The sequence below is a fragment of the Streptomyces sp. NBC_00078 genome, assembly GCF_026343335.1.
Lineage (GTDB): Bacteria > Actinomycetota > Actinomycetes > Streptomycetales > Streptomycetaceae > Streptomyces.
Window position 1 is genome coordinate 452,546 of record NZ_JAPELX010000001.1, and the last position, 22,358, is coordinate 474,903.

The window sequence follows — 22,358 nt, forward strand, 5'->3', positions numbered from 1 at the left end:
CCGTCCTTCAGAAGTCGGTGGGCAGGCCACTCACCTCGGCGATGCCGCGCAGTTCCTCGTTCTGCCGGTGCCGGTCCCGGATGTAGTCGGCGATCTCGCCCAGCCGTGCCGGGTCGGAGGCGGTGTCCGCGTCGGTGATCACTCTGACCGGACCCGTTCCTTCGAGGTCGAGTTCGACCACCTCGTTGTCCAGTCTGCCGGTGACCGCGGCGGCGATGACCAGGGCGGCCTCGTCGCGCACCTCCTGGGACAGCCCGTCCCCGTGGTCTCCGTCCAGCGCGAAGTCCAGGCCGGGAAGGCGTTCCTCTTCGATCGCCTCGAGGATCGGTTCGACCACACCGAGGAGCCGGTGGTAGTCCTCCGTGTCCATCCGGGTACGCAGAAGACCGAGGTAGACGTCGACGGGTCGGTGCTCCGGTGGAAACTCGGATTCGTCCATGCCGCCCGTGTTCCCCGTCTGCCGCGCGTCAGACCCTGCGCCAGCGAGCCAGGGTGAACGAGAACAGACCGAACAGGACAAAACCGGCCGCGACGCAGACGAGCAGCGACGGACCGAGCGGGGTGTGGGCGAACGAGCGCAGGGTGTCGTCGAGTCCCTTGGCCCGGTCGGGCCGGTAGTCGACCGCGGCGCGCACCGCGAAGGCGCCGGCGGCGGCGAACACCAGTCCGCGCGCCGTGCCGCCGCCCACGCCGGTGACGTCCACGAGCCGTCGGGACCATCGGGACATCCGGCCGAGCCTGAGTTCGTCGCGGTAATCGCGCCGCAGGGCCCGTGCGGCGATCCACACGCCGCCCACCACCACGCCGGCCCCGGCCGCGCCCACCAGCCACTGCCCGGCAGGCAGGTCCAGGACCCTGGCCGTGACATCGCGGGACTGCTTGTCGCTCGATCCGCCCGCGCCGTCGTGGGGACCGGCCGCGAACCTCAGCACGGAGTAGGCGACGAACACGTAGAAGACGCAGCGGACCGCAGCGAGCAGCCGCTTTCGCGGTGTACGGCCGTCGGGTCCGACCGAGCCGAACAGGGCCTCCGACAGCCGCCACACCGCCATGCCGGCCAGTCCGAGGCCGAGCGCCCACAGCAGGACGGCGCCGAACGGCTGCCCGGCGAGGGTCGCCAGGGCGCCGCCACGGTCCGCCTGCCGGTTGCCGTCACCGAAGGCGATCTGCAGGGCCAGGGCGCCGACCAGCAGATAGATGGCGCCGCGTGCGGCGAGCCCCGCCCGGGCGGCGCCCTCGGTCACCGAACCGCGCGCTGCCCGCTCGGCCCCCAGCCGGCCCGTCCGCGCCATGGCACTCGTGTTCATATGGACCTCCCCGAATCCGAATGCCCCGACGTCGGACGGGCACACCGTCGTGTGTTCATGCCCTGCGGATCCGCTTGCCCCGCATGCGACGGCCCAGGGCGTGCAGGTACTCCAGGGCGTCCAGGACCACCGTGCGGTCGTGCCATGCCAGCCATCGGCCGCCGTCGCCGCCCACCACGTCCAGGACCTTCAGCTGGGCCCTGGTCAGCCCTTGGAGGGTGTGTTCGGTGTGGGCGGAGACCATGCCCACGCGCAGACCCGCCGTGGTCGTGAGCGGCACGCTGTGACAGGCCCTGCTACCGGCCGCGAGGATCGCCGCCCGCGACGGCTCGTCGAAGACCGGGTCGCTCTCCACCTCCCGCACGGTGACCTGGCTGACGTCGCGGGCGGCCTTCGCGCAGGAGGTGCCGGTCGGCCCGACGTAGGCGAAGAAGTCGACGAAGTCCGCGGTCAGACCCGTGTGCTTCTCGATGACCAGACCGCGCTTGGCCCGGTCGGCCACCTGGACGTTTCCCATGTCGGTGCCGACCACCGCCAGCGTCTGGCTCAGTACGGCGCCCAGGACGGCGCCGCGGTTGCCGGCGTCCGGCGGGGGGTCGACCTCGAAGCGCAGCGCGGGCTCCGGGTAGCGGACACGCCGCGGGAACCACAGCTGGTCCCCCGGGTCGGGGCGCGGAACGGTCGCCAGAGCCGCGGACAGGATCCGCATCTTGACGTTGAGGCGCTGCGAGGCCTGCTGCAGGAGTGCGAACGCGCTGTCCGCGTCGGGCAGCTCGTAGCGCTCCTGGAGGATGCCCTGCGCGTGGGATATCTGCGGGTAGGCGCGGGCCTTGGCCCTGAGGTCCCGCACCTGTGCCCGCAGCCGTTCCAGTTCTTCGCGCTCCGGTACGTCGTCCGCCGTCCCGGGCCCTGGCTCTGTCATCCAACTCCGATCTCAGTCGTTTCGGGCGGTGCCTGGGGTGTGGTCGTGGCCGCGAGCAGCCGGTGGGCCGCCTCCAGGGCCCTTCTCACATCCCGTGTGCCGGTCGACACGCAGAGCGTGTACGCCAGGTCCTGCGCCCGCGGACTCATCCGGCCCCCGCTCTGCTCCGCCTCCTCGGCCTGCACGCTCTCGTACTCCTCCACGAGCCGTCTCAGGACGGCGGGATGGGGCATCAGCATCGTTCGTTCACCCCTCGTCCGTTCGGGCCGGTTCATGCGGCGGCCTGCCGTCGGCACCCTTCCGGCCGCCCAGCGCCTCGGCACGCACACGGGCGCAGCTGCGGCTGATGAGGCGGGAGACGTGCATCTGCGAGATGCCGAGCTGGTCGGCGATCCGGCTCTGCGTCATGTCCTCGAAGTAGCGCATGTAGAGGATGGCGCGCTCGCGTTCGGGCAGCCGGCGCAGTCCTTCCTTGGCGGACTCGCGGTCGATCACGACGTCGTACGAGGTGTCGGAGGCACCGAGCGTGTCGGCGAGGCTGTAGCCGTCCTCGTCGCCCGAGAGTTCGGCGTCCAGAGAAAGGGTGCTGAAGCTTTCGAGGGCTTCGATTCCGGCGCTCACCTCGTCTTCGGTGAGTCCGGTGTGCGCGGCGAGGTCGGCCACGGTGGGTTCCGGGGTGCCGGGAGTCTGGGTGAGTTCACGGCGGGCCACCCGGACCTTGTTGCGCAGTTCCTGCACCCGGCGTGGCACCCTCAGGGCCCACATCCGGTCCCGGAAGTGCCGCTTGACCTCACCGGTGATGGTGGGTACCGCGTAGCTTTCGAATGCGCCACGCTCCGGGTCGAAGCGGTCGATCGCCTTGACGAGGCCGAGGGCCGCGACCTGGCGCAGGTCCTCCACGGACTCGCCGCGGTCGCGGAAGCGGCCGGCGATCCGATGGGCCATGGGCAGCCACGCGGCGACGAGTTCGTCGCGGAGCAGGTCCCGCTCGGGGCCGTTCTCCAGCGTGGCGAGACGGGCGAAGTATTCGGCCGTGTCGGGTGCGTCGTCGTGCCGCCGCCCGCTGGCGGCGGTCGGCCGGGTCTGGGTGCCGGAACGGCTTGTCGACGTGTCGATGAGCATGCGGATTCGCTCCTGAACGAGGGTTTCAGGGACATACCGCGGGAGGATCGCCGTCCGGACCGGCCAAAGGGGCCCGGGGGTAGCGATACCGCTCCCGCTGGGGCGCCTCCGGTCCGAAGCACGAACGTCCGTATGCCCTGCCCACGTGCGAACAAACCGCCCCCGCGAAAAAGCGTTCAGTCCAGGGCGACCACGGCGGTGATGCACTTGCCGCCTGCGGGCAGCTCGGACACCTGTACGTCACGGGCCAGGCGGCAGACGATGGGCCAGCCGTGGCCGCCGGGGCGCTGTCGTCGCAGTGGGTCGGCGGGCTGCCTCGACACGGGCAGTCGGTCGCTGCGATCGCACACCGAGACGCGTACGCCCGTGCCGAGGACGTCGACGCTGAAGTCGGTCATGCCGCCCCCGTGCAGGATCGCGTTGGTCGTCAGCTCCGTGGCGACGAGCAGGGCGTCACCCAGGGCCTCCGGATCGCAGCAGGTGTGTGTGAGCCGGCAGCGTTCGGTGACAGCGAGTTCGACGGCCCTTCGCGCCTCGGCGGGTTTGCACGACCTGGAGGGGCGTGTCTGCTGCGCGCCCGCTCGTTCGAGGGCGGATTCGGTCCGGTGCTCCTCGCACATCGCCTGGCTCCCCTGATAGGTGAAGAGCCCGACCTCCGTGTGCGGGGGAGGCGGGCCCGGGCCAGACCTGCGACCGCCGTGCCCGGGCCGATGGCTGACGGCCACGGCTGTTCCCCCGCCCGTCGGGAGCGATTCCGGCTCCCGCTGCGCGAGCACCGCAGGTCCCTTCTCTTCGGCTCACCGGGACGGGCGTCGCCAAACCACCCGGCCGCATGCGGGATCCCGGCCATCGGAGTGAGAAACCTGGGTAGGCGGATGCCATGACCGATGTCGTGGACTCAGACGAACTGCTGCGCCGCATCCAACGTGCGCGGGACTGCGCGCAGCGGGAGGAGCGGGCGTGGCGGACGCGGGGCGAAGGCCTGCGGGCGACCGATCCGGAGGCGGCGCACGAGGCCGCAGTAAGAACTCTGACCTACGAGGCGGTCCTGTGCGTACTGGACGAGATACTGACACCGGGCCGGCACGGCGATCGGACCTGACCCGCCGGGCGGGGAGCCTGCCCGGTGGGCACCGAACCGACCGCCCTGGGTGGCCCGAGAAGGGGCTCCGGAGTGAAACAGGTCACTTGGCCCGTTCTGGGGGCGCGAAATCCCATGCAGATGGTTTACGGTTCATTCATACGTGGTGACGGAGTCGACCGTACCGTCCTCCGACGCCACCGCTTACGGCCCTGGCTGGTCTCCCCCGTCCAGCCAGGGCTTTTTCATGTCTTCGGGGCTCTGTGCGAGAACTGCCGTCCGCCGAGGTGCCCGGGGCGTCCGCAGCGGCTGAAATGGGCGTAGGGAAACCACCGGAACCGATCCTCGGCGAGGAGCCCCGCGTCATGACCAAAGCGATAAAACTGCTGAGCGCTCTTCCCCCGCCCCAGCGCCAGAGCCTGATGGCGCTCGCGCGGGAGGTCTCCTTCCCGGAGGACACCCGGATCTTCGAGGCGGGCGGCAGAGCCGACCGCTTCTGGGTCATCCGCTCGGGCGCCGTCTCGCTCGACCAGCGGGTCAACTCGCTGCAACGGGTGACCGTCGCGAGCCTCGGCGCGGGCGATCTGCTCGGCTGGTCCTGGCTGTTCCCGCCGCACGAGTGGGACTTCGGCGCGGAGGCCTTCAGCCCTGTGCGCGCCTACGAGTTCGAGGCGGCCGCGGTGCTGCGGCTGTGCGAGGAGGACACGCAACTCGGGCTCACGCTCGTGCGCAACGTCGCCGAGATCCTCGCGCACCGGCTGGAGACGACCCGCGGCAAGCTCATGGAGCAGCACGCGATCAGTCGGCGCAGCGCTCTCTAGGGCACCTCCGAGGCACCTCCCGTGCCTGTCGGGCCACCAGGCCGCCTCCGGGCCGGAGTTGGCGTACCGGGGTGTCAGATGCGGTAGCGGCGCAGTGCCGGGACCGCGGCGGCCAGAGCCAGCATCACGGCGACGACGAGGAGGCCGCCGACGACGACCGCCGTGCGCGGGCCGAGGACCGAGCCCGCGGTGCCGTGCAGGACATCGGCCAGTCGCGGTCCGCCGGCGACGACGACCGTGAAGACGCCCTGCATACGGCCGCGCATCTCGTCGGTGGCGGCGGACAGCAGGATCGCCCCGCGGAAGACCATCGAGACCATGTCGGCGACCCCGGCCAGAGCGAGGAACACCGCGGCGAGCCACAGGTTGCCGCTGAGTCCGAAGCCGGTGATCGCGGCGCCCCAGGCGACGACCGCGCCGATCACCATCCAGCCGTGCCGGCGGGCCCGGGAGAAGGTGCCGGAGAACAGTCCGCCCAGCACGGCGCCGATGGGGATCGCCGCGAAGAGCAGTCCCAGCGCGAGCCCTTCGCCGTAGGAACCGAAGGTCTGCGCGGCGAGTTGCGGGAACAGGGCGCGGGGCATGCCGAAGACCATCGCGATGATGTCGGCGAGGAAGGACAGCAGCAGCACCTTGTGCATGGAGATGTAGCGGAATCCCTCCGCGATCTCCCGCACGCCGGCGCGACGCGTCGCGGATCCCGCCAGGGGCGGCAGTGTGGGCAGCTTGTACACCGCCCACACCGTCACGCAGAGCGCGACGGCGTCGATCAGATACAGCTCGGGCAGGCCGATGACGGGTATGAGGGCACCGGCGAGCAGCGGTCCGACGACCTGCCCGGTCTGCATGACGGTGGAGCCGAGGGCGTTGGCGGCGGGCAGCTGTCCCTCCGGCACCAGACGGGCGATGGAGGCGTTGCGCGCGGGGGCGTTCAGGCCCCAGAACGCCTGCTGCACGGCGAGCAGGACCATGAGCGCGACCACGGACTCCAGCCCGGCGAAGGCCTGGAGCCAGAAGAGCAGCGAGGTGACCGCGATACCGCTGTTGGTGATCAGCAGCAGCTTGCGGCGGTCCATGCTGTCGGCGACCGCGCCACCCCACAGCGCGAACACGATCAGCGGGAGCAGACCGGCGAGGCTCGCGGCACCGACCCACGCCGAGGATCCGGTGATGTCGTAGATCTGCTTGGGTACGGCGACCGCGGTGAGCTGGCTGCCGACGGCGGTGACGATCGTGGAGGACCAGAGGCGGCGGTAGGCCGGGATGCGCAGGGGGCGGGTGTCCATGGCCCAGCGGCGCCAGCCGCGCCGGGGTGGGTCGGCCGCGACCGCGTCCGGTGCCTGCGGTTCGGTGCTGCTCTCGCTGGTGTCCACGGGCTTCCTGGTTGCTCGATACATCTTTCGGGTCCGGGGTTCACTATCCCAGCACCGTCCGAGAGTTCGGGACGCGCCTGCTCAGGCCGTGGATCTCAGGCCCGGCGACGAGCAGGGCACCGGGCGTGATCATCGTCGCGACGGCCACTGCGACCCCGCGAGCCCCGACTTCGCGGTCACGGACGTGGCGTGGGAGGCGCCGCGCGCCGGTGGAGGGACTCCAGTTGGGCCGCCGCGTTGTCGAGCAGCATCTCCAGTGCCGTCGGATACGCGCTGTCGGCCATGCGGGCCGCAAGCAGGGGTGCGGCCTCGGCGATGCGCGGGTGGGTCGTGCGGGGCAGGTGGGCGTAGGTCGAGCGCCACATGGTCTCGTCGGCTCGCAGCGCATCACTCGGCAGGGCCAGGGAGGCGGCGTCGAGAGCGGCGAAGGCCAGCGTCTGGTCGATGAAGGCGTGGTAGATGCGGACCGTGTCCGGGAGCGGGAAGCCGGCGGTGCGCAGGATGTCCAGGACGGCCTCGTCGGCGGCCAGTTCATTGGCCCGGCCGGTGACCCGGCTCGTGGTCAGCACCGCCGCCTGCGGGTGGGCGACGTAGGCGGCGTGGATGCGCAGGCCGACGGCGCGCAGATCCGCCCGCCACTCCCCCGTCGGCCGCCAGCCGTCGAGGGCCTCGCCGATGAGCGCGTCACCGATGGCGAGGGTCAGGTCGTCCATGCCGCTGAAGTAGCGGTAGAGGGTGCTCGGGTCGGCGTCCAGGGCCAGACCGAGGCGGCGGGCGGTGAGGCCGGCGCTGCCGTGTTCGCGCAGCATCCGCAGCGCGGTCTCGACGATCAGCCGCTCGGACAGCACGGTGCCGCTCTTCGTGGGCCGGCGCCTGCGCCGCTTCTCCTCGGGCACGACCGGTTTGGGCACGACACGACCTTTCGCCTTATGCCAACGCCATTGACCTTACGTGAACAGGCGGCGTTGTATCTCCGGCAGGGGCCCCTCGTCATCGATTCTCAGGACAGTCGTCGATCTTCAGGACAGTCGTCGATCCTCAGGACAGGGAGATCTGTCATGCGTGTACTGCTCGTGGGCGCCGGCGGGGTCGGCACCGCCGTCACCCGGATCGCCGCCAGGCGTTCGTTCTTCGACGCGATGGTCGTGACCGACTACGACCCGGCGCGGGCCGAGGCCGCGGTTGCTGCCCTCGGCGGTGAGGGGGGCCGCTTCCAGGCCGAGCGCGTCGACGCCGGCGACGAGGAGGCGGTGACGGAGTTGCTGCGCCGGCACGGCTGCGACGTGCTCCTCAACGCCACCGACCCGCGCTTTGTGATGCCGCTGTTCCGAGCCGCGCGCAGGGCCGGCGCCACCTATGTCGACATGGCGATGTCGCTGTCGCACCCGCACGCCGAGCGGCCCTACGAGGTGTGCGGCGTGAAGCTCGGCGACGACCAGTTCGCACAGGCCGAGGAGTGGGAGAAGACGGGCGCGCTGGCTGTCGTCGGCATGGGCGTCGAGCCCGGCATGTCGGACGTGTTCGCGCGGTTCGCCGCCGACGAACTCTTCGACGAGATCGAGGAGATCGGCATCCGTGACGGCGCGAACCTCACCGTCGACGGCTACGACTTCGCCCCGTCCTTCAGTATCTGGACCACCATCGAGGAGTGCCTCAACCCGCCCGTCGTCTACGAGGCCGACCGGGGCTGGTTCACCACCGAGCCGTTCAGCGAGCCCGAGGTGTTCGACTTCCCCGAGGGGATCGGTCCCGTCGAGTGCGTGAACGTGGAGCACGAGGAGGTGCTGCTCGTACCGCGCTGGGTAGAAGCACGCCGGGTCACCTTCAAGTACGGCCTCGGCCGGGAGTTCGTCGAGACGCTGAAGACGCTGCATCTGCTGGGCCTGGACCGCACGGCGCCGGTGACCGTGCCGAGCGCCGCGGGGCCGGTCGCGGTCTCGCCCCGGGACGTCGTCGCCGCCTGCCTGCCCGACCCGGCGACACTGGGCGAGCGGATGCACGGCAAGACCTGCGCGGGCACCTGGGTGCGCGGCACCAAGGACGGGAAGCCGCGCGAGGTGTACCTGTACCACGTGGTCGACAACCAGTGGTCCATGGCGGAGTACGGCAGCCAGGCGGTGGTGTGGCAGACGGCCGTCAATCCGGTCGTCGCCCTCGAACTCCTCGCCACCGGCGCCTGGTCGGGCTCGGGCGTCCTCGGTCCCGAGGCGTTCCCGGCCCGCCCGTTCCTGGAACTGCTGACCGCGTACGGCTCCCCGTGGGGCATGCGCGAGGAATGAACACGGGATCTTCGCGACTTACGTTGTTTCACTCGCGCATCGACAGGTGACCCGGAATCGAGTAAGCCATTCGCGAGGGCACGTACGACTTCGATCGCAGGTGACTTTTGATGGACTACTGGCGAGACCGGGCCACGTGCCGCTACGAGGACCCCGAGCTGTTCTTCCCGATCGGCACCTCAGGCCCCGCGTTGATGCAGACGCAACAGGCCAAGGCGGTGTGCGCACGCTGCCCGGTGCGGGAACAGTGCCTGGAATGGGCGCTGGACCACGGGGAGATCCTGGGTGTGTGGGGCGGCACCGGCGAGACGGAACGGCGCGCCCTGCAGCGCCGGCGGCGCGCCGCGGCCCGCCGGGGCAGCGCCTAGATCCCTGGGCCCCGCGGCGCCGGGACGGCCGGCAGCCGCAGGGTGAACGCGGCGCCGGCGCCCGGTTCGCTCGCCGCGACGGCCGTACCGCAACCTGCTCCAGCAGGTCGCCGCCGCGCACCGGTTCACGGTGCAGCCGCAGGGTGCCCGCGTCGGCCGCCGCGAGGTCCTGGAGGTCGTCGATGATGCGCTGGAGCACCAGCGCCTCCTCGTGCAGGGAGGCGAGCAGCGCGGGATCCGGGTCGACGACGCCGTCCCGGGTGACCTCCAGCCAGCCGCGGGAGTTCCTGGCGCGACCGGTGACGACCACGGCTTGGCGGGCGGCCGCGGGGATCTGGGCCAGGGTCTTCGGCCCGAGGCCGGGCAGGTGGAGCGGGGCGGCCTCGACCGACATCCGGGGCTAGGGCGAGGCCAGGGGGCTGATGCCGGGTGCGCCCGCCTGCGCGGTGGCGGCGCCGGACGGGCGGCCGGGCGACGCCATCGCCCCGCCGCCGCATCCCGTCAGCAACAGGCAGGCGGCGAGCAGGGCGCCACGGGGTCTATTCATGATCACGGATCGACTGTGACCGACACATGTGAGGAACTCGTCAGGTTTTCAGTGGTGGTTCGGCTTTCCCCGACTGTACAGCCAGGTGGTGAACAGAGGGTCGAGGTTCTTGCCGGACTCACGCTCCGCGAGGTGCACGAACTGCGCGGTCGTCCCGTGTCCTGCGCGGTGCACGGCCGCCCAGGTCCGCAGGATGCGGAAGAACGTACGGTCGCCGACGCTCCCGCGGAGTTCGTGCAGGGTCATCGCGCCGCGGGCGTAGACGGGGGTGTCGAAGATGTGCGCGCCGCTGCCGGGGTCGCTGGGCGGGAACGCCCACAGGCCGTCGCTCGCCGGGCGGGCGTAGAGCGCGTCGAAGCTCTTCTGGGCGCTGTCGCCGCCGTGCTGCTCGCTGTAGAGCCACTCGGCGTAGGTCGCGAAGCCCTCGTTGAGCCAGATGTCCTTCCACGAGGTCAGCGACACCGAGTCGCCGAACCACTGGTGGGCGTTCTCGTGGACGAGGGTGCTCAGGTCCGGGGCAGAGTCGTAGACCGGACGGGACTGGGTCTCCAGCGCGTACCCGACGTTCGGCGCGCGGTCCACGATCGATCCGGCGGCGCGGAAGGGGTAGGGCCCGAAGAGCTTGCTCTCCCATTCCAGGACGGACGGCAGCTTCTTCAGGACGGGCGCCGCCTGGGACGCCTCGCGCGGGTCGACGGCGTTGTAGACGCGGAGGCCGTCGCGGGTGTTGTACTGCTCGACCTTGAACTTGCCTACTGTCGCGGTGGCGAGGTAGGCGGCCATCGGTTCGCGCTGGCGCCAGTGGAACGTGGTGCGTCCGTGCCTGGTCCGCTGGCCCACCAGGACGCCGTTGGAGACCGCGGTGCGTCCGGCGGGCACGGTGACCGTGATGTCGTACGACGACTTGTCCCTCGGGTGGTTGTTCGCCGGGAACCAGGTCATGGCGCCCTGTGGCTCCCCTGCGACGAACGCCCCGTCGTCGGTGGGTATCCAGCCGTCGAGCGAGCCGTCCGGGTCGGTGACCGGCTTCGGGGTGCCGCTGTAGGAGACGGTGACGCGGAACTCCTCGCCCGGATGCAGGGGCCGGGATGGGGTGACGACGAGTTCCTGGCCGTCACGGCGGTACTGCGCCTTCGCGCGGTCGACGGTCAGGCCGGTGATCTTCAAGCCCGTGAAGTCGAGGTCGAAGCGGGTCAGGTGCTGGGTGGCGCGGGCGGTGAGGACGGCGGTGCCGTCGAGGTGGCGGCTCGCCGGGTCGTAACGGAGGGTCAGGCCGTAGTGGTCGACGTGGTAGCCGCCGTTGCCGGCGAGCGGGAAGTACGGGTCCCCGGCACCGGGTGCGCCGCCGGTGCCGGCGGAGGCGGGCCCGGCGGCGGCGAGCAGCGCCGCGAGGGCGACGGGGACCGTTGCGGTCAGCGCCTCGCGACGGAGGACCGTGGTGGATCTGACGCCCTGCCGGCGGGACTGCCTCATCTGCGCTCCTGGAATGGTCGGTGATCAATCATTCTTAGGCTATGAGCCCGCCCGGCGCGGGTTCCTCCCCATTCGGGTCAAGTCACACAGCGTCACCGGGCTCCCCCGCACTAGGCTCGATGTCATCCGCCGTCGCAGAAAGGCCCGGTCATGAGCGTGCGCGTGCGTCGCGTCTACGAACCGCCCGAGCCGGACGACGGCGTCCGCGTCCTGGTCGACCGGCTGTGGCCGCGCGGCCTGTCCAAGGAGGCGGCGCGGGTGGAGGAATGGCCCAAGGCCCTCACTCCGTCGACCGGGTTGCGCCGCTGGTATCACACGGGCGAGGGATCCTACGAGGAGTTCGCCGACCGTTACGAGGCCGAGCTGGACGCTCCCGAGGCCGCCGAACTCCTGCTCCACGTACGGGATTTGGCCGCCAAGGGGCCTGTGACGCTGCTGACCGCCGCCAAGGACCCCGAGCGGAGTCACGCCGCCGTGCTGGTCCGTCTGCTGGACCCGCCTTCCAGATAGCTTGCGGTGACGGCCAACGCGGCTGCCATGATGCCCAGTTGGGGGTTCACCTCCGGGCAGCCGGGCAGGACGGAGGCGTCGGTGACGAGGACACCTTCGACGCCCCGCAGACGGCTCCGGGCATCGGACGGCGCCCGCCCCGGATCGCCGCCCGCGGCGGCCGTGCCGGCCGGGTGGAAGGCCGACAGGTGCAGATCGCGCGGGGTGTCCCGGCCAGCAGCGCGTCGAGTTCGGCGAGGGTATGGGCGCGCGGTGCCCTTGGGACGCCGGTGAGGACCTCGTGGGCCCCGGCGGCGAAGAGGATTTGGCCCATGGCCCGTACGGCCGTCATCAGCCGATCGCCGTCCCCGGGGTCCAGGCTGTAGCGGACGAGCGTGCGGCCTTGGCCCAGGACCCGGCCCACGGGCCGGTCGGCGATCATGGCGCCGAGGATCGCGAGCCGGTCGGCTCCCTCCAGTTCCCGGCGCAGGGAGCGTCCGAGGCCGGGCAGGACGAAGCTGCTCATGCCGGGCGGGCTCGCGGTCGCCTCGATCAGGATCCCGCGGTCGCGGCCGGTTGTTCACCCACCTGCGTGCCGCGGGGGCGGTCGGGGGAGGCAACCCGACCGCGCCCGTGGCGCGCGCGTGCGGAATCGGTCAGGCGGTCTGCTTCGCCGCCGCCCGTCCGGCCGCCCGGCCGGAGAAGAGGCAGCCGCCGAGGAAGGTGCCTTCCAGGGCGTTGTACCCGTGGACGCCTCCGCCGCCGAAGCCGGCGACCTCGCCGGCCGCGTAGAGCCCCTCGACCGGGTCGCCGCCGGCGTTCAGGGCGCGCGAGTCGAGGTCGGTCTGGATGCCGCCGAGGGTTTTGCGGGTGAGGACGTGGAGCTTGACGCCGATGAGCGGGCCCGCCGCGGGGTCGAGGATGCGGTGCGGGGTGGCGACGCGGCCGAGGCGGTCGCCGATGTAGCGGCGGGCGTTGCGGATGCCCTGGACCTGGGAGTCCTTGCTGTACGGATTGGCGATCTGCAGGTCGCGGGCCTCGATCTGGCGGCGCAGCTCGGCCGCGTCGAGCAGCGGTTTGTCCGTCAACTCGTTCATTTTCGTGACGAGTTGCTCCAGGGTGGGCGCGGTCACGAAGTCGGCGCCCTTGCGCAGGAACGCGTCGACGGGGCCCGGGGCGCCCTTGCCCAGCAGACGGTCGCGCAGGACCGCACCCTTGTCCTTGGCGGTGATGTCGGGGTTCTGCTCGGAGCCCGACAGCGCGAACTCCTTCTCGATGATCTTCTGGGTGAGGACGAACCAGGAGTGGTCGTGGCCGGCGATGTCCTCGGTGGTGCGCAGGTGCTTGAGGGTGCTGAGGGTGTCGTAGCCCGGCAAGCACGGGTCGGGCAGGCGGCGGCCGAGGGCGTCGAACCACAGCGAGGACGGTCCGGGCAGGATGCGGATGCCGTGGCCGGGCCAGATCGGGTCCCAGTTCTGCACACCCTCGGTGTAGTGCCACATGCGGTCGCGGTTGACCAGGCGTACACCCGCCTCTGCGCTGATGTCGAGCATGCGGCCGTCGACGTACGCGGGCACGCCCGTGACCATCTCGGCGGGCGGGGTGCCCAGGCGCTCGGGCCAGTAGCGGCTGACTATGTCGTGGTTGGCGCCGATGCCGCCGGTGGTGACGACGACGGCCTGCGCGGTGAGTTCGAAGTCGCCGATCCGGTCGCGGTTGGAGGCAATTCCGCGGGGCGAGTCGTCCTTGGCGAGGACCGTGCCGCGCACCCCGCGCGCCGCGCCCTCCTCGATGACCAGCTCGTCGACCTGGTGGCGGTGGTAGAAGGTGAGCAGCCCGTCGCGTGCGGCCTGCTTGGCGTGGTCGACGAACGGCTCCACGACGCCCGTGCCGGTGCCCCAGGTGACATGGAAGCGGGGAACGGAGTTGCCGTGTCCGTCCGCGCGCAGGTCGCCGCGCTCGGCCCAGCCGACGGTGGGCAGGAACTTGATGCCGTGACTCTCCAGCCAGGCACGCTTCTCCCCCGCCGCGAACTCGACGTAGGCGCGCGCCCAGCGCACCGCCCAGGAGTCCTCGTCGTCGACCCGGTCGAACTGCGCGCTGCCCTGCCAGTCGCTCCAGGCCAGGTCGAAGGAGTCCTTGATGCCGAGGCGGCGCTGCTCCGGGGAGTCGACGAGGAACAGACCGCCGAAGGACCAGAACGCCTGCCCGCCGAGGTTGGCGGCGTTCTCCTGGTCGACCAGCGCGACCCTGCGGCCCTGACTGGTGAGTTCGTGGGCGGCGACCAGGCCCGCGAGGCCCGCTCCGACGACGATGACGTCCGCGTCCATGGCGAAGGTTCCTTTTCTTGTCGAGGTCTTGCCGGGGTCCGTCGAGGTCCGGCCGGGATCTAGCCGGGATCTCTTGGGGTCCTGCCGGGGTTGCCGCTGCCGTCGGTCAGCAGCGCGGTGAGCAGTTGTTTGAGCCAGGCGCGCGCGCCCTCGACGTCCCTGTCCAGCAGCAGTTGGGCGGTGACACCGTCGTACGCGGCGACCACGGCGTGGGCCGCGCCGTCGATGTCGCCGAGCACTGCGGGCGGTTCGACGAAGCCCCCCGCGCGGGCGAGCCGCTCCGCGATCGCCCCGCGCAGCCGCGCCCGGTGTTCCAGCAGACTCTCGGCGACCTGTGGATCGCGGGCGGCGTGCACCAGAAAGTCCGTCTTCACCAGCAGCCAGTCAAGGTCGAGGAGCAGCACCTCGGTGACGCGGTCGACGGCGGCGGGCACGTCGAGGTCCGGTCCGTCCTGGGCGAGCGCTCCGGACACCTGGTCCGCGATCAGGTCGGCGCGCTGCCGGTAGAGGGCGAAGAACAGCTCGTCCAGGCTGTCGAAGTTGGAGTAGAAGGCGCCCCTGCTGTAGCCGGCGGCCTCGCAGACCTCCTCGATCGAGACCCGCCCGAAGCCCTTGGCTGCGAACACGGCGAAGGCGGCGTCGAGGAGGTTGGCGCGCGTACGGACCCTGCGCCGAGTCACCCGCCGCGCCGTCTGACCAGCAACCATGATCCCTCCTCCATTCGATACAGGAATGTATCCGATACATCGATGTATCGAAAGTCTTCGACTTTCATGGGAACACGTTTTCGATTAAGGAGTACGCTGGATCCATGACGACGCACCTCCAGGGCTCGCTCTTCGACCAGACCGACCAGCTGCGTCTCGGCTCCCTCGGCGGAATCCGCCGGACGCAGCTCGGCCTCGGCGCCTGGATCGACGTCCTGCCCGGATGGCTCGCCGGCTCGGACCGCATGTTCGAACAGCTGGCCGCCGAGGTTCCGTGGCACGCCGAACGACGCACCATGTACGACCGGGTCATCGACGTACCGCGGCTGCTCGCGTACTACCGAGCGGGCGCCGCGCTCCCGCACCCGGCGCTGGACGAGGCCCGCCGCGCGCTGTCCGCGCACTACGCCGAGGAGCTGGGCGAACCGTTCACCACGGCCGGGCTCTGCTACTACCGCGACGGGCGGGACAGCGTCGCCTGGCACGGCGACCGGACCGGACGGGGCGCCCGCGAGGACACGATGGTCGCCATCCTCTCGGTGGGCGCGCCCCGCGATCTGCTGCTGCGTCCCGCCCGGGGCGGCGACAGCGTGCGACGCCCGCTGGGGCACGGCGACCTCATCGTGATGGGCGGCTCCTGCCAGCGGACCTGGGAGCACTGCGTACCGAAGACCGCACGCGCCGCGGGACCGCGCATCAGCATCCAGTTCCGCCCGCACGGCGTGCAGTGAGGCGGAGAGGCGGCCGCTTCGGCTGCACGCAGGGGGCTGCCTCGGGCGGACGGTGCCGGAGGCAGCCCTTCCGCCGGGCCCCGCCCTCCGGTCTGCGCCCCTGAGCCCGCAGATTGGCGCGGACCCGCCGGTTCCGGTGCGGGCCGGGTCTGCTTTGCTGGTGCGGTCGGGCAGGGACCTCACCACACGGGGCAATCATGCGGGCAGACGTACGGCAAGTCGCCGACGGCATTCACCTGGTGCACGGAAGCAACACCAACTGGGTGATCCTCACCGAGGGTGACGAGATCACCCTGGTCGACACCGGCTACCTCGGGGACCGGGAAGAGGTGCTCGCGTCCCTGGCGACGGTCGGCGGTTCACCGGAGGCGGTCGCGGCGGTGCTGATCACGCACGCCCACAACGACCACCTGGGCTCCGCCGAGTACCTGCGCGGCACCTACGGCACGCCGGTGTACCTCCACGAGGCCGAACTGCCGCACGCGCGCCGGGAGTTCCTGCACCAGGTGACCGTCGGGCAGGTCCTGCGGAACAGCTGGCGGCCCGGTGTGCTGCCCTGGTCGGTGCACGCGCTGCGCTCCGGCGGCACGGCCCATGTGCCGGTCGCGGTTCCGGAGCCGTTTCCGGCGACGGGCCCGCTGGATCTCCCGGGCCGGCCGGTGCCGGCGCACACGCCGGGCCACACCGCCGGGCACACCGCCTTCCACCTGCCGCACTCCGGGGTGCTGATCTCGGGCGACGCCCTGGTCACCGCCCACCCCACCTCGCGGGTCAAGGGGCCGCAGCTGCTGCCCGACATGTTCCACCACCAGCGCGAACGTGCCGTTGCCTCACTGGACGCACTGGCCGCCCTGGACGGCGACCTGCTGCTTCCCGGGCACGGCCCCGCACACCGCGGTCCAGTGGGTGAAGCGGCACTTCAGGCCAAGGAGCGCGCCCTCTAAGGTGAGGTGACGATCACCCGCGAGGCAAGGAAACGCGAGCCATGGCACTGCAGATCAGCGCGACGAACCCGGAGCATCCCGCGCTCCTGCTGGCCCTGCCCTGGCACCTCCCGCTGGAGGAGTGGCCCGACGAATACCTGGTCCCGCTGCCGCGCGGCATATCCCGCCACGTCGTGCGCTACGCCCGAGCCGGGGACGAGGTCATCGCCGTCAAGGAACTCGCCGAGCGGCCCGCGCTGCGCGAGTACGAACTGCTGCGCGACCTGGACCGGCTCGGCATCCCCGCGGTGGATCCGCTGGCCGTGGTCACCGGGCGGGCCGACGAGGAGGGCGCCCCGCTGGAACCGGTGCTGATCACCCGGCACCTGCGCGGCTCGCAGCCGTACCGCTCGATGTTCGAGACGACCATGCGCCCGGCCACCATGCACCGCCTCATGGACGCGCTGGCCGTGCTGCTGGTGCGCCTGCACCTCGCCGGGTTCGCCTGGGGCGACTGCTCGCTGTCCAACACCCTCTTCCGGCGCGACGCGGGCGCCTACGCCGCCTACCTCGTGGACGCCGAGACCGGCGACCTGCACCCCCGGCTCAGCGGCGGACAGCGCGAGTACGACCTCGACCTCGCCCGGGTGAACATCAGCGGCGAACTCCTCGACCTGGAGGCGTCCGGGGCACTGCACCCGTCGGTGGATCCGGTCGAGTTCGGCATGGAGATCTGCGCACGCTACGGCGGCCTGTGGCAGGAGCTGACCCGGACGTCCGTGTACCCGGCCGGCAAGCACCACTACATAGAGCGCCGGATCCGCCGCCTCAACGAGCTCGGATTCGACGTGGCCGAGATGCAGATCCAGCACTCCTCCAACGGCGACACCGTCACCTTCGTGCCCAAGGTCGTCGACGCCGGCCACCACCAGCGCCAACTGCTGCGCCTGACCGGCCTGGACACCGAGGAGAACCAGGCCCGGCGGCTCCTCAACGACCTGGAGAGCTGGATGGCCACCCAGGAGGACTACGTGCCCGGCGACCCCCTCGCCGCCCGCCCCGAGGTGCTGGCCCACCGATGGGTGCGGGACGTCTTCCGGCCCACCGTGCGCGCCGTCCCCCTGGAACTGCGCGGCACGATGGACGCGGCGGAGATCTACCACGAGCTGCTGGAGCACCGCTGGTACCTGTCGGAGCGCGCGCAGCACGACATCGGGCTGGACACGGCCGTCGAGGACTACATCAGCAGCATCCTGCCGAAGGCTCGCGACACACTGCTGCCCACGACCGGCGAGTGACTCAGGCGTGCGGGACCACCGCCACGGGGCAACTCGCGTGGTGCAGGACCCCGTGCGCCACCGAGCCGATGCGCGCGCCCACCGCCGTACGGCGCACGCGTCGGCCGACGACCATCAGCTGGGCCCGCCCGGTCATCGACAGCAGCACCTGACCCGCGCTGCCGATCTCCACGTGCTCGACCACGGGCACGTCGGGGAACCGCTCCCGCCACGGCTGCAGGGCCGCGGCGAGTGCCTTCCTCTCGAAGGGCTCCAGGCCTCCGGCCTCGTCGAGGAGGCGCATCGAACCGGGGCTGTAGGCGAACACCGGCGGCAGCGTCCAGGCCCGCACCGCCCGCACGGTGGCGCCCCGGGCGACCGCCGTCTCGAACGCGAACCGCAAGGTCTCGGCGCTGTCATCCGGTTCGCCCTGCTGGCCGACGACGACCTCACGGCCGCCGGCCTCGGCCGCGGGCTGGTCGCCGGCGCGCACGAGCACCACCGGCCGTGCCGCCTCGGCGATCACCTGCTGGCCGACGGAACCGAGCAGGAAACCGACGACGGGCCCGTGCCCGCGCGAGCCGAGCACCAGCAGCTCGGCCTCAGCGGCCGCGGCCAGCAGTGTCCCGACCGGCTCCCCCGTCACGACATCGGTGGTGACGTCGAGGTCCGGATGCCGCCCGGTGACGCCGCGGACCACCTCGTCCAGCCCGTCCCGCACCCACCCGGCCTGCGTGTCCGGGTCGGCCGCGTCGATCCCCTCGTACGGCTGGAAACTCCAGGCCTGCACCACCCTCAGCGCCAGCCCCCGGCGCACCGCCTCCCTGGCTGCCCAGTCCAGGGCGGCGGTGCTCTCCTCGGTTCCGTCGACCCCTGCGGTGATCGGGCGCGTCATGCGGCTGCCTCCGGTGTCGTGGCCACGTCCATCGCAGCCAGTCTTCACCACCCCGGCCGCACGACCTCGTAAGGGGAGCAAGGAGAGCCACTGACCGGCGGCCCGCTGCATACCGGAGCGAAGCGGGACGATCGAACATACGATGGGCGGGAGCCGGCGCGGTGGCTGCCCTTGCGACAGGACTTGCCGTGCCGTCGGCCCGACCACTCGGGGTGGGAGACGTATGGCACAGGCGTCCGACACAGCGCGGACCGTCATCATGACCGTGGACGACGACCCGGGAGTGTCCCGGGCCGTCGCCCGGGACCTGCGACGCCGCTACGGCGAGTCGTACCGGATCGTGCGCGCCGAGTCCGGCGAGTCCGCGCTGGACGCACTGCGGGAGCTGAAGCTGCGCGGTGATCTCGTGGCCGTGATCCTGGCCGACTACCGCATGCCGCAGATGAACGGCATCGAGTTCCTGGAACAGGCCCTGGACGTGTATCCGGGGGCCCGGCGCGTGCTGCTGACCGCGTACGCCGACACCAGTGCGGCGATCGACGCGATCAACGTCGTCGACCTGGACCACTACCTGCTCAAGCCCTGGGACCCGCCGGAGGAGAAGCTCTACCCCGTCCTGGACGATCTGCTGGAGGCCTGGCGCTGCAGCGACTTCCGCCCGGTGCCCAGCACCAAGGTGGTCGGACACCGCTGGTCGGCGCGCTCCTCGGACGTACGGGAGTTCCTCGCGCGCAACCAGGTGCCGTACCGCTGGTACTCGGCGGACGAGCCGGAGGGCAGGCGGCTGCTGGCGGCGGCCGGACACGATGGGCAGCGGCTGCCGCTCGTGATCACCCCGGACGGGACGCCCCTGGTCGAGCCGGAGGCGCCCGAGCTGGCCTCTCGGGTGGGCCTGGCGACGACTCCGGCCGAGGACTTCTACGACCTCGTCGTCATCGGCGGCGGGCCCGCCGGGCTCGGTGCCGCGGTGTACGGGGCGTCGGAGGGGTTGCGGACCGTGCTCGTGGAGCGCTCGGCGACCGGCGGGCAGGCGGGCCAGAGCTCGCGGATCGAGAACTACCTCGGCTTCCCGGACGGAGTGTCGGGCGCCCAGCTCACCGACCGGGCGCGGCGGCAGGCGGCGAGGTTCGGCGCCGAGATCCTCTCCGCACGGGAGGTGACGGGGCTGGAGGCCAACGGGGCCGCGCGGACGGTGCGGTTCTCGGACGGCTCGGCGGTCGCCGCGCACAGTGTGATCCTCGCGACCGGAGTGTCGTACCGGCAGTTGGAGGCTCCCGGCTGCAACGACCTGACCGGCTGCGGGGTGTTCTACGGCTCGGCGCTCACGGAGGCGGCCTCCTGCCAGGGGCAGGACGTGTACATCGTGGGCGGCGCCAACTCGGCAGGGCAGGCGGCGATGTACCTGGCCCGGGGCGCCAAGTCGGTCACGCTGCTGGTGCGCGGGGCTGACCTGTCCGCGTCGATGTCGCACTACCTGATCCAGCAGATCAACGAGACGCCCAACATCTCCGTGCGCGCCCGCACGGTCGTCGAGTCCGCGCACGGCTTTGACCACCTGGAGCAGCTCACCCTGCGCGACGTGGACAGCGGTCAGACCGAACTCGTCGACGCGCAGTGGATGTTCGTGTTCATCGGCGCGGCCCCGCTGACCCAGTGGCTGGATGGGACGGTGCTGCGGGACGACCACGGGTTCATCCTGGCCGGACCCGACCTCACGCCGGACGGGCGGCCGCCGGCGGAGTGGGAACTGGACCGGCCGCCGTACCACCTGGAGACCAACATTCCCGGCGTGTTCGTGGCGGGCGACGCACGCGCCGAGTCCGCCAAACGCGTCGCGTCCGCCGTCGGAGAGGGAGCCATGGCCGTGATGCTCGTCCACCGGTATCTGGAGCAGTCGTGAGCGGGCAGCCCGCGCCCTGCAGCCCGCAGGAGATCGGATCGCTGTTCCTGTTCGAGAAGCTGACCCCGGAGCAGAAGGGGCGGCTGTGCAGCGAGGGGCGGGTGGAGCGGTACGAGGCAGGGCCCGTGTACACCGAGGGCGAGCCCGCCACCTGCTTCTACGTGATGCTCGAGGGCACCGTCGTGCTGTCCCGGCGGGTCGGCGGCGACGACGTGGAGGTGACCCGCACCTCGCAGCCCGGGGTGTACTCGGGCGCGATGCAGGCCTACATCGGGGACCGGGTCCGTCAGGTCTACAACAACTCCATGCGTGTCACGGAGCCGACCCGGTTCTTCGTGCTGCCCGCCGACACGTTCGCGGCCATCATGCAGGAGTGGTTCCCGATGGCGGTCCATCTCCTGGAGGGGCTGTTCTTCGGTTCGAAGAGCACCCAGCGGGCCATCGGCCAGCGTGAACGGCTGCTGGCGCTCGGCTCGTTGTCCGCCGGGCTCACGCACGAGCTCAACAACCCGGCCGCGGCGGCCGTACGGGCCACCTCCACGCTGCGGGAGCGGGTCGGCAAGATGCGGCACAAGCTCGCGGTCATCGCCCAGGGCTCGTATTCCCCCGAGGTCATGGCCAACCTCATCGACATCCAGGAGCGCACGGCCGAACGCGTCGCCAAGGCGCCCACGTTGAGCCCCCTGGAGGCGTCGGACCGGGAGGACACGGTCACCGACTGGCTGGACGACCACGACATCCAGGAGGGCTGGCGGATCGCGCCCACCTTCGTGCAGGCCGGTCTCGACGTGGACTGGCTGGACCAGATCGCCGCGGCCGTGGACACGGAGATCCTGCCGAACGCGATCGGCTGGCTCAACTACACCGTCGAGACCGAGCTGTTGATGGACGAGATCAACGACTCGACCACCCGTATCTCGCATCTGGTCGACGCCGCCAAACAGTACTCACAGCTCGACCGCGCCCCCTACCAGCACGCCGACGTCCACGAACTCCTCGACAGCACCCTGCTGATGCTGGGAGCCAAGATCGGCCCGCGGATCGAGGTCGTCAAGGACTACGACCGTACGCTCCCGAAGATCCCCGCCTACCCGGCAGAGCTGAACCAGGTGTGGACGAACCTGATCGACAACGCCGTCTCGGCCATCAACAGCACCGGTGGGGAGGGCACGTTGACGGTGCGGACGGCGCTGGAGCCCGACCGGCTGCTGGTGGAGTTCCGCGACAGCGGGCCCGGTGTGCCCAAGGACATCCGGGACCGCATCTTCGACCCCTTCTTCACCACCAAGCCGGTCGGCGAGGGCACCGGGCTCGGCCTGGACATCTCCTGGCGGATCGTCGTCAACAAGCACCACGGCACCCTCCAGGTCGAGTCCGAGCCCGGGGACACCCGTTTCCAGGTCCTTCTTCCGCTCACCGCCACGGACGACGACACGCCTGAGGAGCTTGCATGACCAGCGACAACGGAATCGACACCAGCGTCCCGCCGAGCGGGTCCGGCTGCGTCGAGTGCGATGCGGTCGGCGGCTGGTGGTTCCATCTGCGGCGCTGTGCGCAGTGCGGCCACGTCGGCTGCTGCGACGACTCCCCCGCCAAGCACGCCACCGCGCACTACCGGGACACCGGCCATCCGGTGATCCGCAGTTTCGAGCCGGGCGAGCGCTGGTTCTGGAACTTCGACACCAGTGAGCTCTACGAATCCGGGCCCGGCCTCGCTCCGCCGGAGAGCCATCCCGCGGACCAGCCCACACCGGGGCCGGCGGGTCGAGTGCCGGCGAACTGGACGGAGACGCTGCGCTGAGGCCCTGACCTC

25 protein-coding genes and 1 pseudogene are annotated in these 22,358 nt (G+C 71.3%); 11 read left to right on the forward strand and 15 right to left on the reverse strand.

Translation table 11 applies throughout. The features are described from left to right. Positions 1–7 precede the first annotated feature (7 nt). From OOK07_RS02065 to OOK07_RS02090, 6 genes are all read right to left on the reverse strand, one after another. Positions 8–439 carry a hypothetical protein gene (locus OOK07_RS02065; RefSeq protein ID WP_266676292.1) on the reverse strand — a complete coding sequence of 144 codons (432 nt, stop codon included), beginning with the start codon at positions 437–439 and terminating at the stop codon, positions 8–10. A gap of 28 nt (positions 440–467) precedes the next feature. Further along, on the reverse strand, positions 468–1,307 hold the full coding sequence (locus tag OOK07_RS02070) for a DUF1206 domain-containing protein (RefSeq protein WP_266794782.1): 840 nt from the start codon (positions 1,305–1,307) through the stop codon (positions 468–470). 55 nt (positions 1,308–1,362) lie between these two features. Then, positions 1,363–2,229, reverse strand: coding sequence for an ANTAR domain-containing protein (locus tag OOK07_RS02075; RefSeq protein WP_266794783.1), 867 nt, complete (start codon positions 2,227–2,229; stop codon positions 1,363–1,365). Further along, a complete protein-coding gene (locus OOK07_RS02080; RefSeq protein WP_266794784.1) occupies positions 2,226–2,468 on the reverse strand; it encodes a DUF5133 domain-containing protein in 243 nt (80 codons plus the stop codon). The genes OOK07_RS02075 and OOK07_RS02080 overlap by 4 nt, the downstream gene beginning before the upstream one ends. Positions 2,469–2,475: 7 nt before the next feature. Further along, positions 2,476–3,351 (reverse strand): SigB/SigF/SigG family RNA polymerase sigma factor, encoded by an 876-nt coding sequence (locus tag OOK07_RS02085; RefSeq protein WP_266794785.1) that lies wholly within the window; start codon positions 3,349–3,351, stop codon positions 2,476–2,478. A gap of 176 nt (positions 3,352–3,527) precedes the next feature. Next, positions 3,528–3,971, reverse strand: a complete 444-nt coding sequence (locus tag OOK07_RS02090) for an ATP-binding protein (protein ID WP_266676302.1) — start codon at positions 3,969–3,971, stop codon at positions 3,528–3,530. A gap of 260 nt (positions 3,972–4,231) precedes the next feature. Here OOK07_RS02090 and OOK07_RS02095 point away from each other — a divergent pair, with 260 nt between their 5' ends. Next, positions 4,232–4,453 (forward strand): hypothetical protein, encoded by a 222-nt coding sequence (locus OOK07_RS02095; protein ID WP_266676304.1) that lies wholly within the window; start codon positions 4,232–4,234, stop codon positions 4,451–4,453. Positions 4,454–4,797: 344 nt separating this feature from the next. After that, positions 4,798–5,253, forward strand: a complete 456-nt coding sequence (locus OOK07_RS02100) for a cyclic nucleotide-binding domain-containing protein (protein WP_266794786.1) — start codon at positions 4,798–4,800, stop codon at positions 5,251–5,253. A 74-nt stretch (positions 5,254–5,327) separates the two neighbouring features. Here OOK07_RS02100 and OOK07_RS02105 read toward each other — a convergent pair whose 3' ends face one another. Together OOK07_RS02105 and OOK07_RS02110 are read right to left on the reverse strand one after the other, a co-directional pair. Further along, complete coding sequence (locus tag OOK07_RS02105) at positions 5,328–6,626, reverse strand: MFS transporter (RefSeq protein ID WP_266794787.1); 1,299 nt, start codon at positions 6,624–6,626, stop codon at positions 5,328–5,330. A gap of 176 nt (positions 6,627–6,802) precedes the next feature. Further along, complete coding sequence (locus tag OOK07_RS02110; protein ID WP_266676310.1) at positions 6,803–7,537, reverse strand: TetR/AcrR family transcriptional regulator; 735 nt, start codon at positions 7,535–7,537, stop codon at positions 6,803–6,805. A 147-nt stretch (positions 7,538–7,684) separates the two neighbouring features. Between OOK07_RS02110 and OOK07_RS02115 the strand changes: the two genes are divergently transcribed. Together OOK07_RS02115 and OOK07_RS02120 are read left to right on the forward strand one after the other, a co-directional pair. Beyond that, complete coding sequence (locus tag OOK07_RS02115) at positions 7,685–8,905, forward strand: saccharopine dehydrogenase family protein (protein WP_266794788.1); 1,221 nt, start codon at positions 7,685–7,687, stop codon at positions 8,903–8,905. 110 nt (positions 8,906–9,015) lie between these two features. Then, positions 9,016–9,273 (forward strand): WhiB family transcriptional regulator, encoded by a 258-nt coding sequence (locus OOK07_RS02120; protein ID WP_266676314.1) that lies wholly within the window; start codon positions 9,016–9,018, stop codon positions 9,271–9,273. An 88-nt stretch (positions 9,274–9,361) separates the two neighbouring features. On the opposite strand, the pseudogene OOK07_RS02125 reads toward OOK07_RS02120, so the two are convergent. The 3 genes and pseudogenes from OOK07_RS02125 to OOK07_RS02135 form a co-directional block, all read right to left on the reverse strand. Next, positions 9,362–9,559, reverse strand: a pseudogene (locus OOK07_RS02125) (two-component sensor histidine kinase); the annotation flags it as partial. 114 nt (positions 9,560–9,673) lie between these two features. Next, entirely contained in the window at positions 9,674–9,826 is a 153-nt protein-coding gene (locus OOK07_RS02130) for a hypothetical protein (protein ID WP_266794789.1), read from the reverse strand. 42 nt (positions 9,827–9,868) lie between these two features. After that, the gene (locus OOK07_RS02135) at positions 9,869–11,293 is read right to left on the reverse strand and encodes a M1 family metallopeptidase (RefSeq protein WP_266794790.1); all 1,425 of its coding nucleotides are present in this window, start codon (positions 11,291–11,293) and stop codon (positions 9,869–9,871) included. 150 nt (positions 11,294–11,443) lie between these two features. Between OOK07_RS02135 and OOK07_RS02140 the strand changes: the two genes are divergently transcribed. Next, on the forward strand, positions 11,444–11,803 hold the full coding sequence (locus OOK07_RS02140; protein WP_266794791.1) for a DUF488 domain-containing protein: 360 nt from the start codon (positions 11,444–11,446) through the stop codon (positions 11,801–11,803). Here the strand turns inward: OOK07_RS02140 and OOK07_RS02145 are convergent. The 3 genes from OOK07_RS02145 to OOK07_RS02155 form a co-directional block, all read right to left on the reverse strand. Beyond that, positions 11,758–12,366 carry a GMC oxidoreductase gene (locus OOK07_RS02145; RefSeq protein WP_266794792.1) on the reverse strand — a complete coding sequence of 203 codons (609 nt, stop codon included), beginning with the start codon at positions 12,364–12,366 and terminating at the stop codon, positions 11,758–11,760. The two genes, OOK07_RS02140 and OOK07_RS02145, sit on opposite strands and share 46 nt — an antisense overlap. Positions 12,367–12,438: 72 nt before the next feature. Continuing rightward, a complete protein-coding gene (locus OOK07_RS02150) occupies positions 12,439–14,112 on the reverse strand; it encodes an FAD-binding dehydrogenase (RefSeq protein ID WP_266794793.1) in 1,674 nt (557 codons plus the stop codon). 59 nt (positions 14,113–14,171) lie between these two features. Continuing rightward, positions 14,172–14,819 (reverse strand): TetR/AcrR family transcriptional regulator, encoded by a 648-nt coding sequence (locus OOK07_RS02155; protein WP_266794794.1) that lies wholly within the window; start codon positions 14,817–14,819, stop codon positions 14,172–14,174. A 104-nt stretch (positions 14,820–14,923) separates the two neighbouring features. Here OOK07_RS02155 and OOK07_RS02160 point away from each other — a divergent pair, with 104 nt between their 5' ends. From OOK07_RS02160 to OOK07_RS02170, 3 genes are all read left to right on the forward strand, one after another. Beyond that, entirely contained in the window at positions 14,924–15,550 is a 627-nt protein-coding gene (locus OOK07_RS02160; protein WP_266794795.1) for an alpha-ketoglutarate-dependent dioxygenase AlkB, read from the forward strand. A 197-nt stretch (positions 15,551–15,747) separates the two neighbouring features. Further along, positions 15,748–16,494: an MBL fold metallo-hydrolase gene (locus OOK07_RS02165; protein ID WP_266676330.1), complete on the forward strand. Its 747-nt coding sequence runs from the start codon at positions 15,748–15,750 to the stop codon at positions 16,492–16,494. A 41-nt stretch (positions 16,495–16,535) separates the two neighbouring features. Then, entirely contained in the window at positions 16,536–17,771 is a 1,236-nt protein-coding gene (locus OOK07_RS02170; RefSeq protein WP_266676332.1) for a DUF4032 domain-containing protein, read from the forward strand. Position 17,772: 1 nt separating this feature from the next. On the opposite strand, the gene OOK07_RS02175 is transcribed toward OOK07_RS02170, so the two are convergent. Then, on the reverse strand, positions 17,773–18,645 hold the full coding sequence (locus tag OOK07_RS02175) for a universal stress protein (RefSeq protein WP_266794796.1): 873 nt from the start codon (positions 18,643–18,645) through the stop codon (positions 17,773–17,775). A gap of 223 nt (positions 18,646–18,868) precedes the next feature. Between OOK07_RS02175 and OOK07_RS02180 the strand changes: the two genes are divergently transcribed. Genes OOK07_RS02180 through OOK07_RS02190 form a run of 3 tightly spaced genes read left to right on the forward strand, consistent with a single transcriptional unit; the run spans position 18,869 to position 22,346 of the window. Then, on the forward strand, positions 18,869–20,545 hold the full coding sequence (locus tag OOK07_RS02180) for an NAD(P)/FAD-dependent oxidoreductase (protein ID WP_266794797.1): 1,677 nt from the start codon (positions 18,869–18,871) through the stop codon (positions 20,543–20,545). Further along, positions 20,542–21,999, forward strand: coding sequence for an ATP-binding protein (locus OOK07_RS02185; RefSeq protein WP_266676337.1), 1,458 nt, complete (start codon positions 20,542–20,544; stop codon positions 21,997–21,999). The genes OOK07_RS02180 and OOK07_RS02185 overlap by 4 nt, the downstream gene beginning before the upstream one ends. Continuing rightward, positions 21,996–22,346, forward strand: a complete 351-nt coding sequence (locus tag OOK07_RS02190; RefSeq protein ID WP_266676338.1) for a UBP-type zinc finger domain-containing protein — start codon at positions 21,996–21,998, stop codon at positions 22,344–22,346. The genes OOK07_RS02185 and OOK07_RS02190 overlap by 4 nt, the downstream gene beginning before the upstream one ends. Positions 22,347–22,358 lie beyond the last annotated feature (12 nt).

Bases quoted from the DNA above. Each gene is read 5' to 3' on its own strand.
- OOK07_RS02065 (WP_266676292.1), bottom strand. From the start codon at position 439: ATGGACGAATCCGAGTTTCCACCGGAGCACCGACCCGTCGACGTCTAC.
- OOK07_RS02070 (WP_266794782.1), bottom strand. From the start codon at position 1,307: ATGAACACGAGTGCCATGGCGCGGACGGGCCGGCTGGGGGCCGAGCGG.
- OOK07_RS02075 (WP_266794783.1), bottom strand. From the start codon at position 2,229: ATGACAGAGCCAGGGCCCGGGACGGCGGACGACGTACCGGAGCGCGAA.
- OOK07_RS02080 (WP_266794784.1), bottom strand. From the start codon at position 2,468: ATGCTGATGCCCCATCCCGCCGTCCTGAGACGGCTCGTGGAGGAGTAC.
- OOK07_RS02085 (WP_266794785.1), bottom strand. From the start codon at position 3,351: ATGCTCATCGACACGTCGACAAGCCGTTCCGGCACCCAGACCCGGCCG.
- OOK07_RS02090 (WP_266676302.1), bottom strand. From the start codon at position 3,971: ATGTGCGAGGAGCACCGGACCGAATCCGCCCTCGAACGAGCGGGCGCG.
- OOK07_RS02095 (WP_266676304.1), top strand. From the start codon at position 4,232: ATGACCGATGTCGTGGACTCAGACGAACTGCTGCGCCGCATCCAACGT.
- OOK07_RS02100 (WP_266794786.1), top strand. From the start codon at position 4,798: ATGACCAAAGCGATAAAACTGCTGAGCGCTCTTCCCCCGCCCCAGCGC.
- OOK07_RS02115 (WP_266794788.1), top strand. From the start codon at position 7,685: ATGCGTGTACTGCTCGTGGGCGCCGGCGGGGTCGGCACCGCCGTCACC.
- OOK07_RS02120 (WP_266676314.1), top strand. From the start codon at position 9,016: ATGGACTACTGGCGAGACCGGGCCACGTGCCGCTACGAGGACCCCGAG.
- OOK07_RS02135 (WP_266794790.1), bottom strand. From the start codon at position 11,293: ATGAGGCAGTCCCGCCGGCAGGGCGTCAGATCCACCACGGTCCTCCGT.
- OOK07_RS02140 (WP_266794791.1), top strand. From the start codon at position 11,444: ATGAGCGTGCGCGTGCGTCGCGTCTACGAACCGCCCGAGCCGGACGAC.
- OOK07_RS02150 (WP_266794793.1), bottom strand. From the start codon at position 14,112: ATGGACGCGGACGTCATCGTCGTCGGAGCGGGCCTCGCGGGCCTGGTC.
- OOK07_RS02155 (WP_266794794.1), bottom strand. From the start codon at position 14,819: ATGGTTGCTGGTCAGACGGCGCGGCGGGTGACTCGGCGCAGGGTCCGT.
- OOK07_RS02160 (WP_266794795.1), top strand. From the start codon at position 14,924: ATGACGACGCACCTCCAGGGCTCGCTCTTCGACCAGACCGACCAGCTG.
- OOK07_RS02165 (WP_266676330.1), top strand. From the start codon at position 15,748: ATGCGGGCAGACGTACGGCAAGTCGCCGACGGCATTCACCTGGTGCAC.
- OOK07_RS02170 (WP_266676332.1), top strand. From the start codon at position 16,536: ATGGCACTGCAGATCAGCGCGACGAACCCGGAGCATCCCGCGCTCCTG.
- OOK07_RS02175 (WP_266794796.1), bottom strand. From the start codon at position 18,645: ATGACGCGCCCGATCACCGCAGGGGTCGACGGAACCGAGGAGAGCACC.
- OOK07_RS02180 (WP_266794797.1), top strand. From the start codon at position 18,869: ATGGCACAGGCGTCCGACACAGCGCGGACCGTCATCATGACCGTGGAC.
- OOK07_RS02190 (WP_266676338.1), top strand. From the start codon at position 21,996: ATGACCAGCGACAACGGAATCGACACCAGCGTCCCGCCGAGCGGGTCC.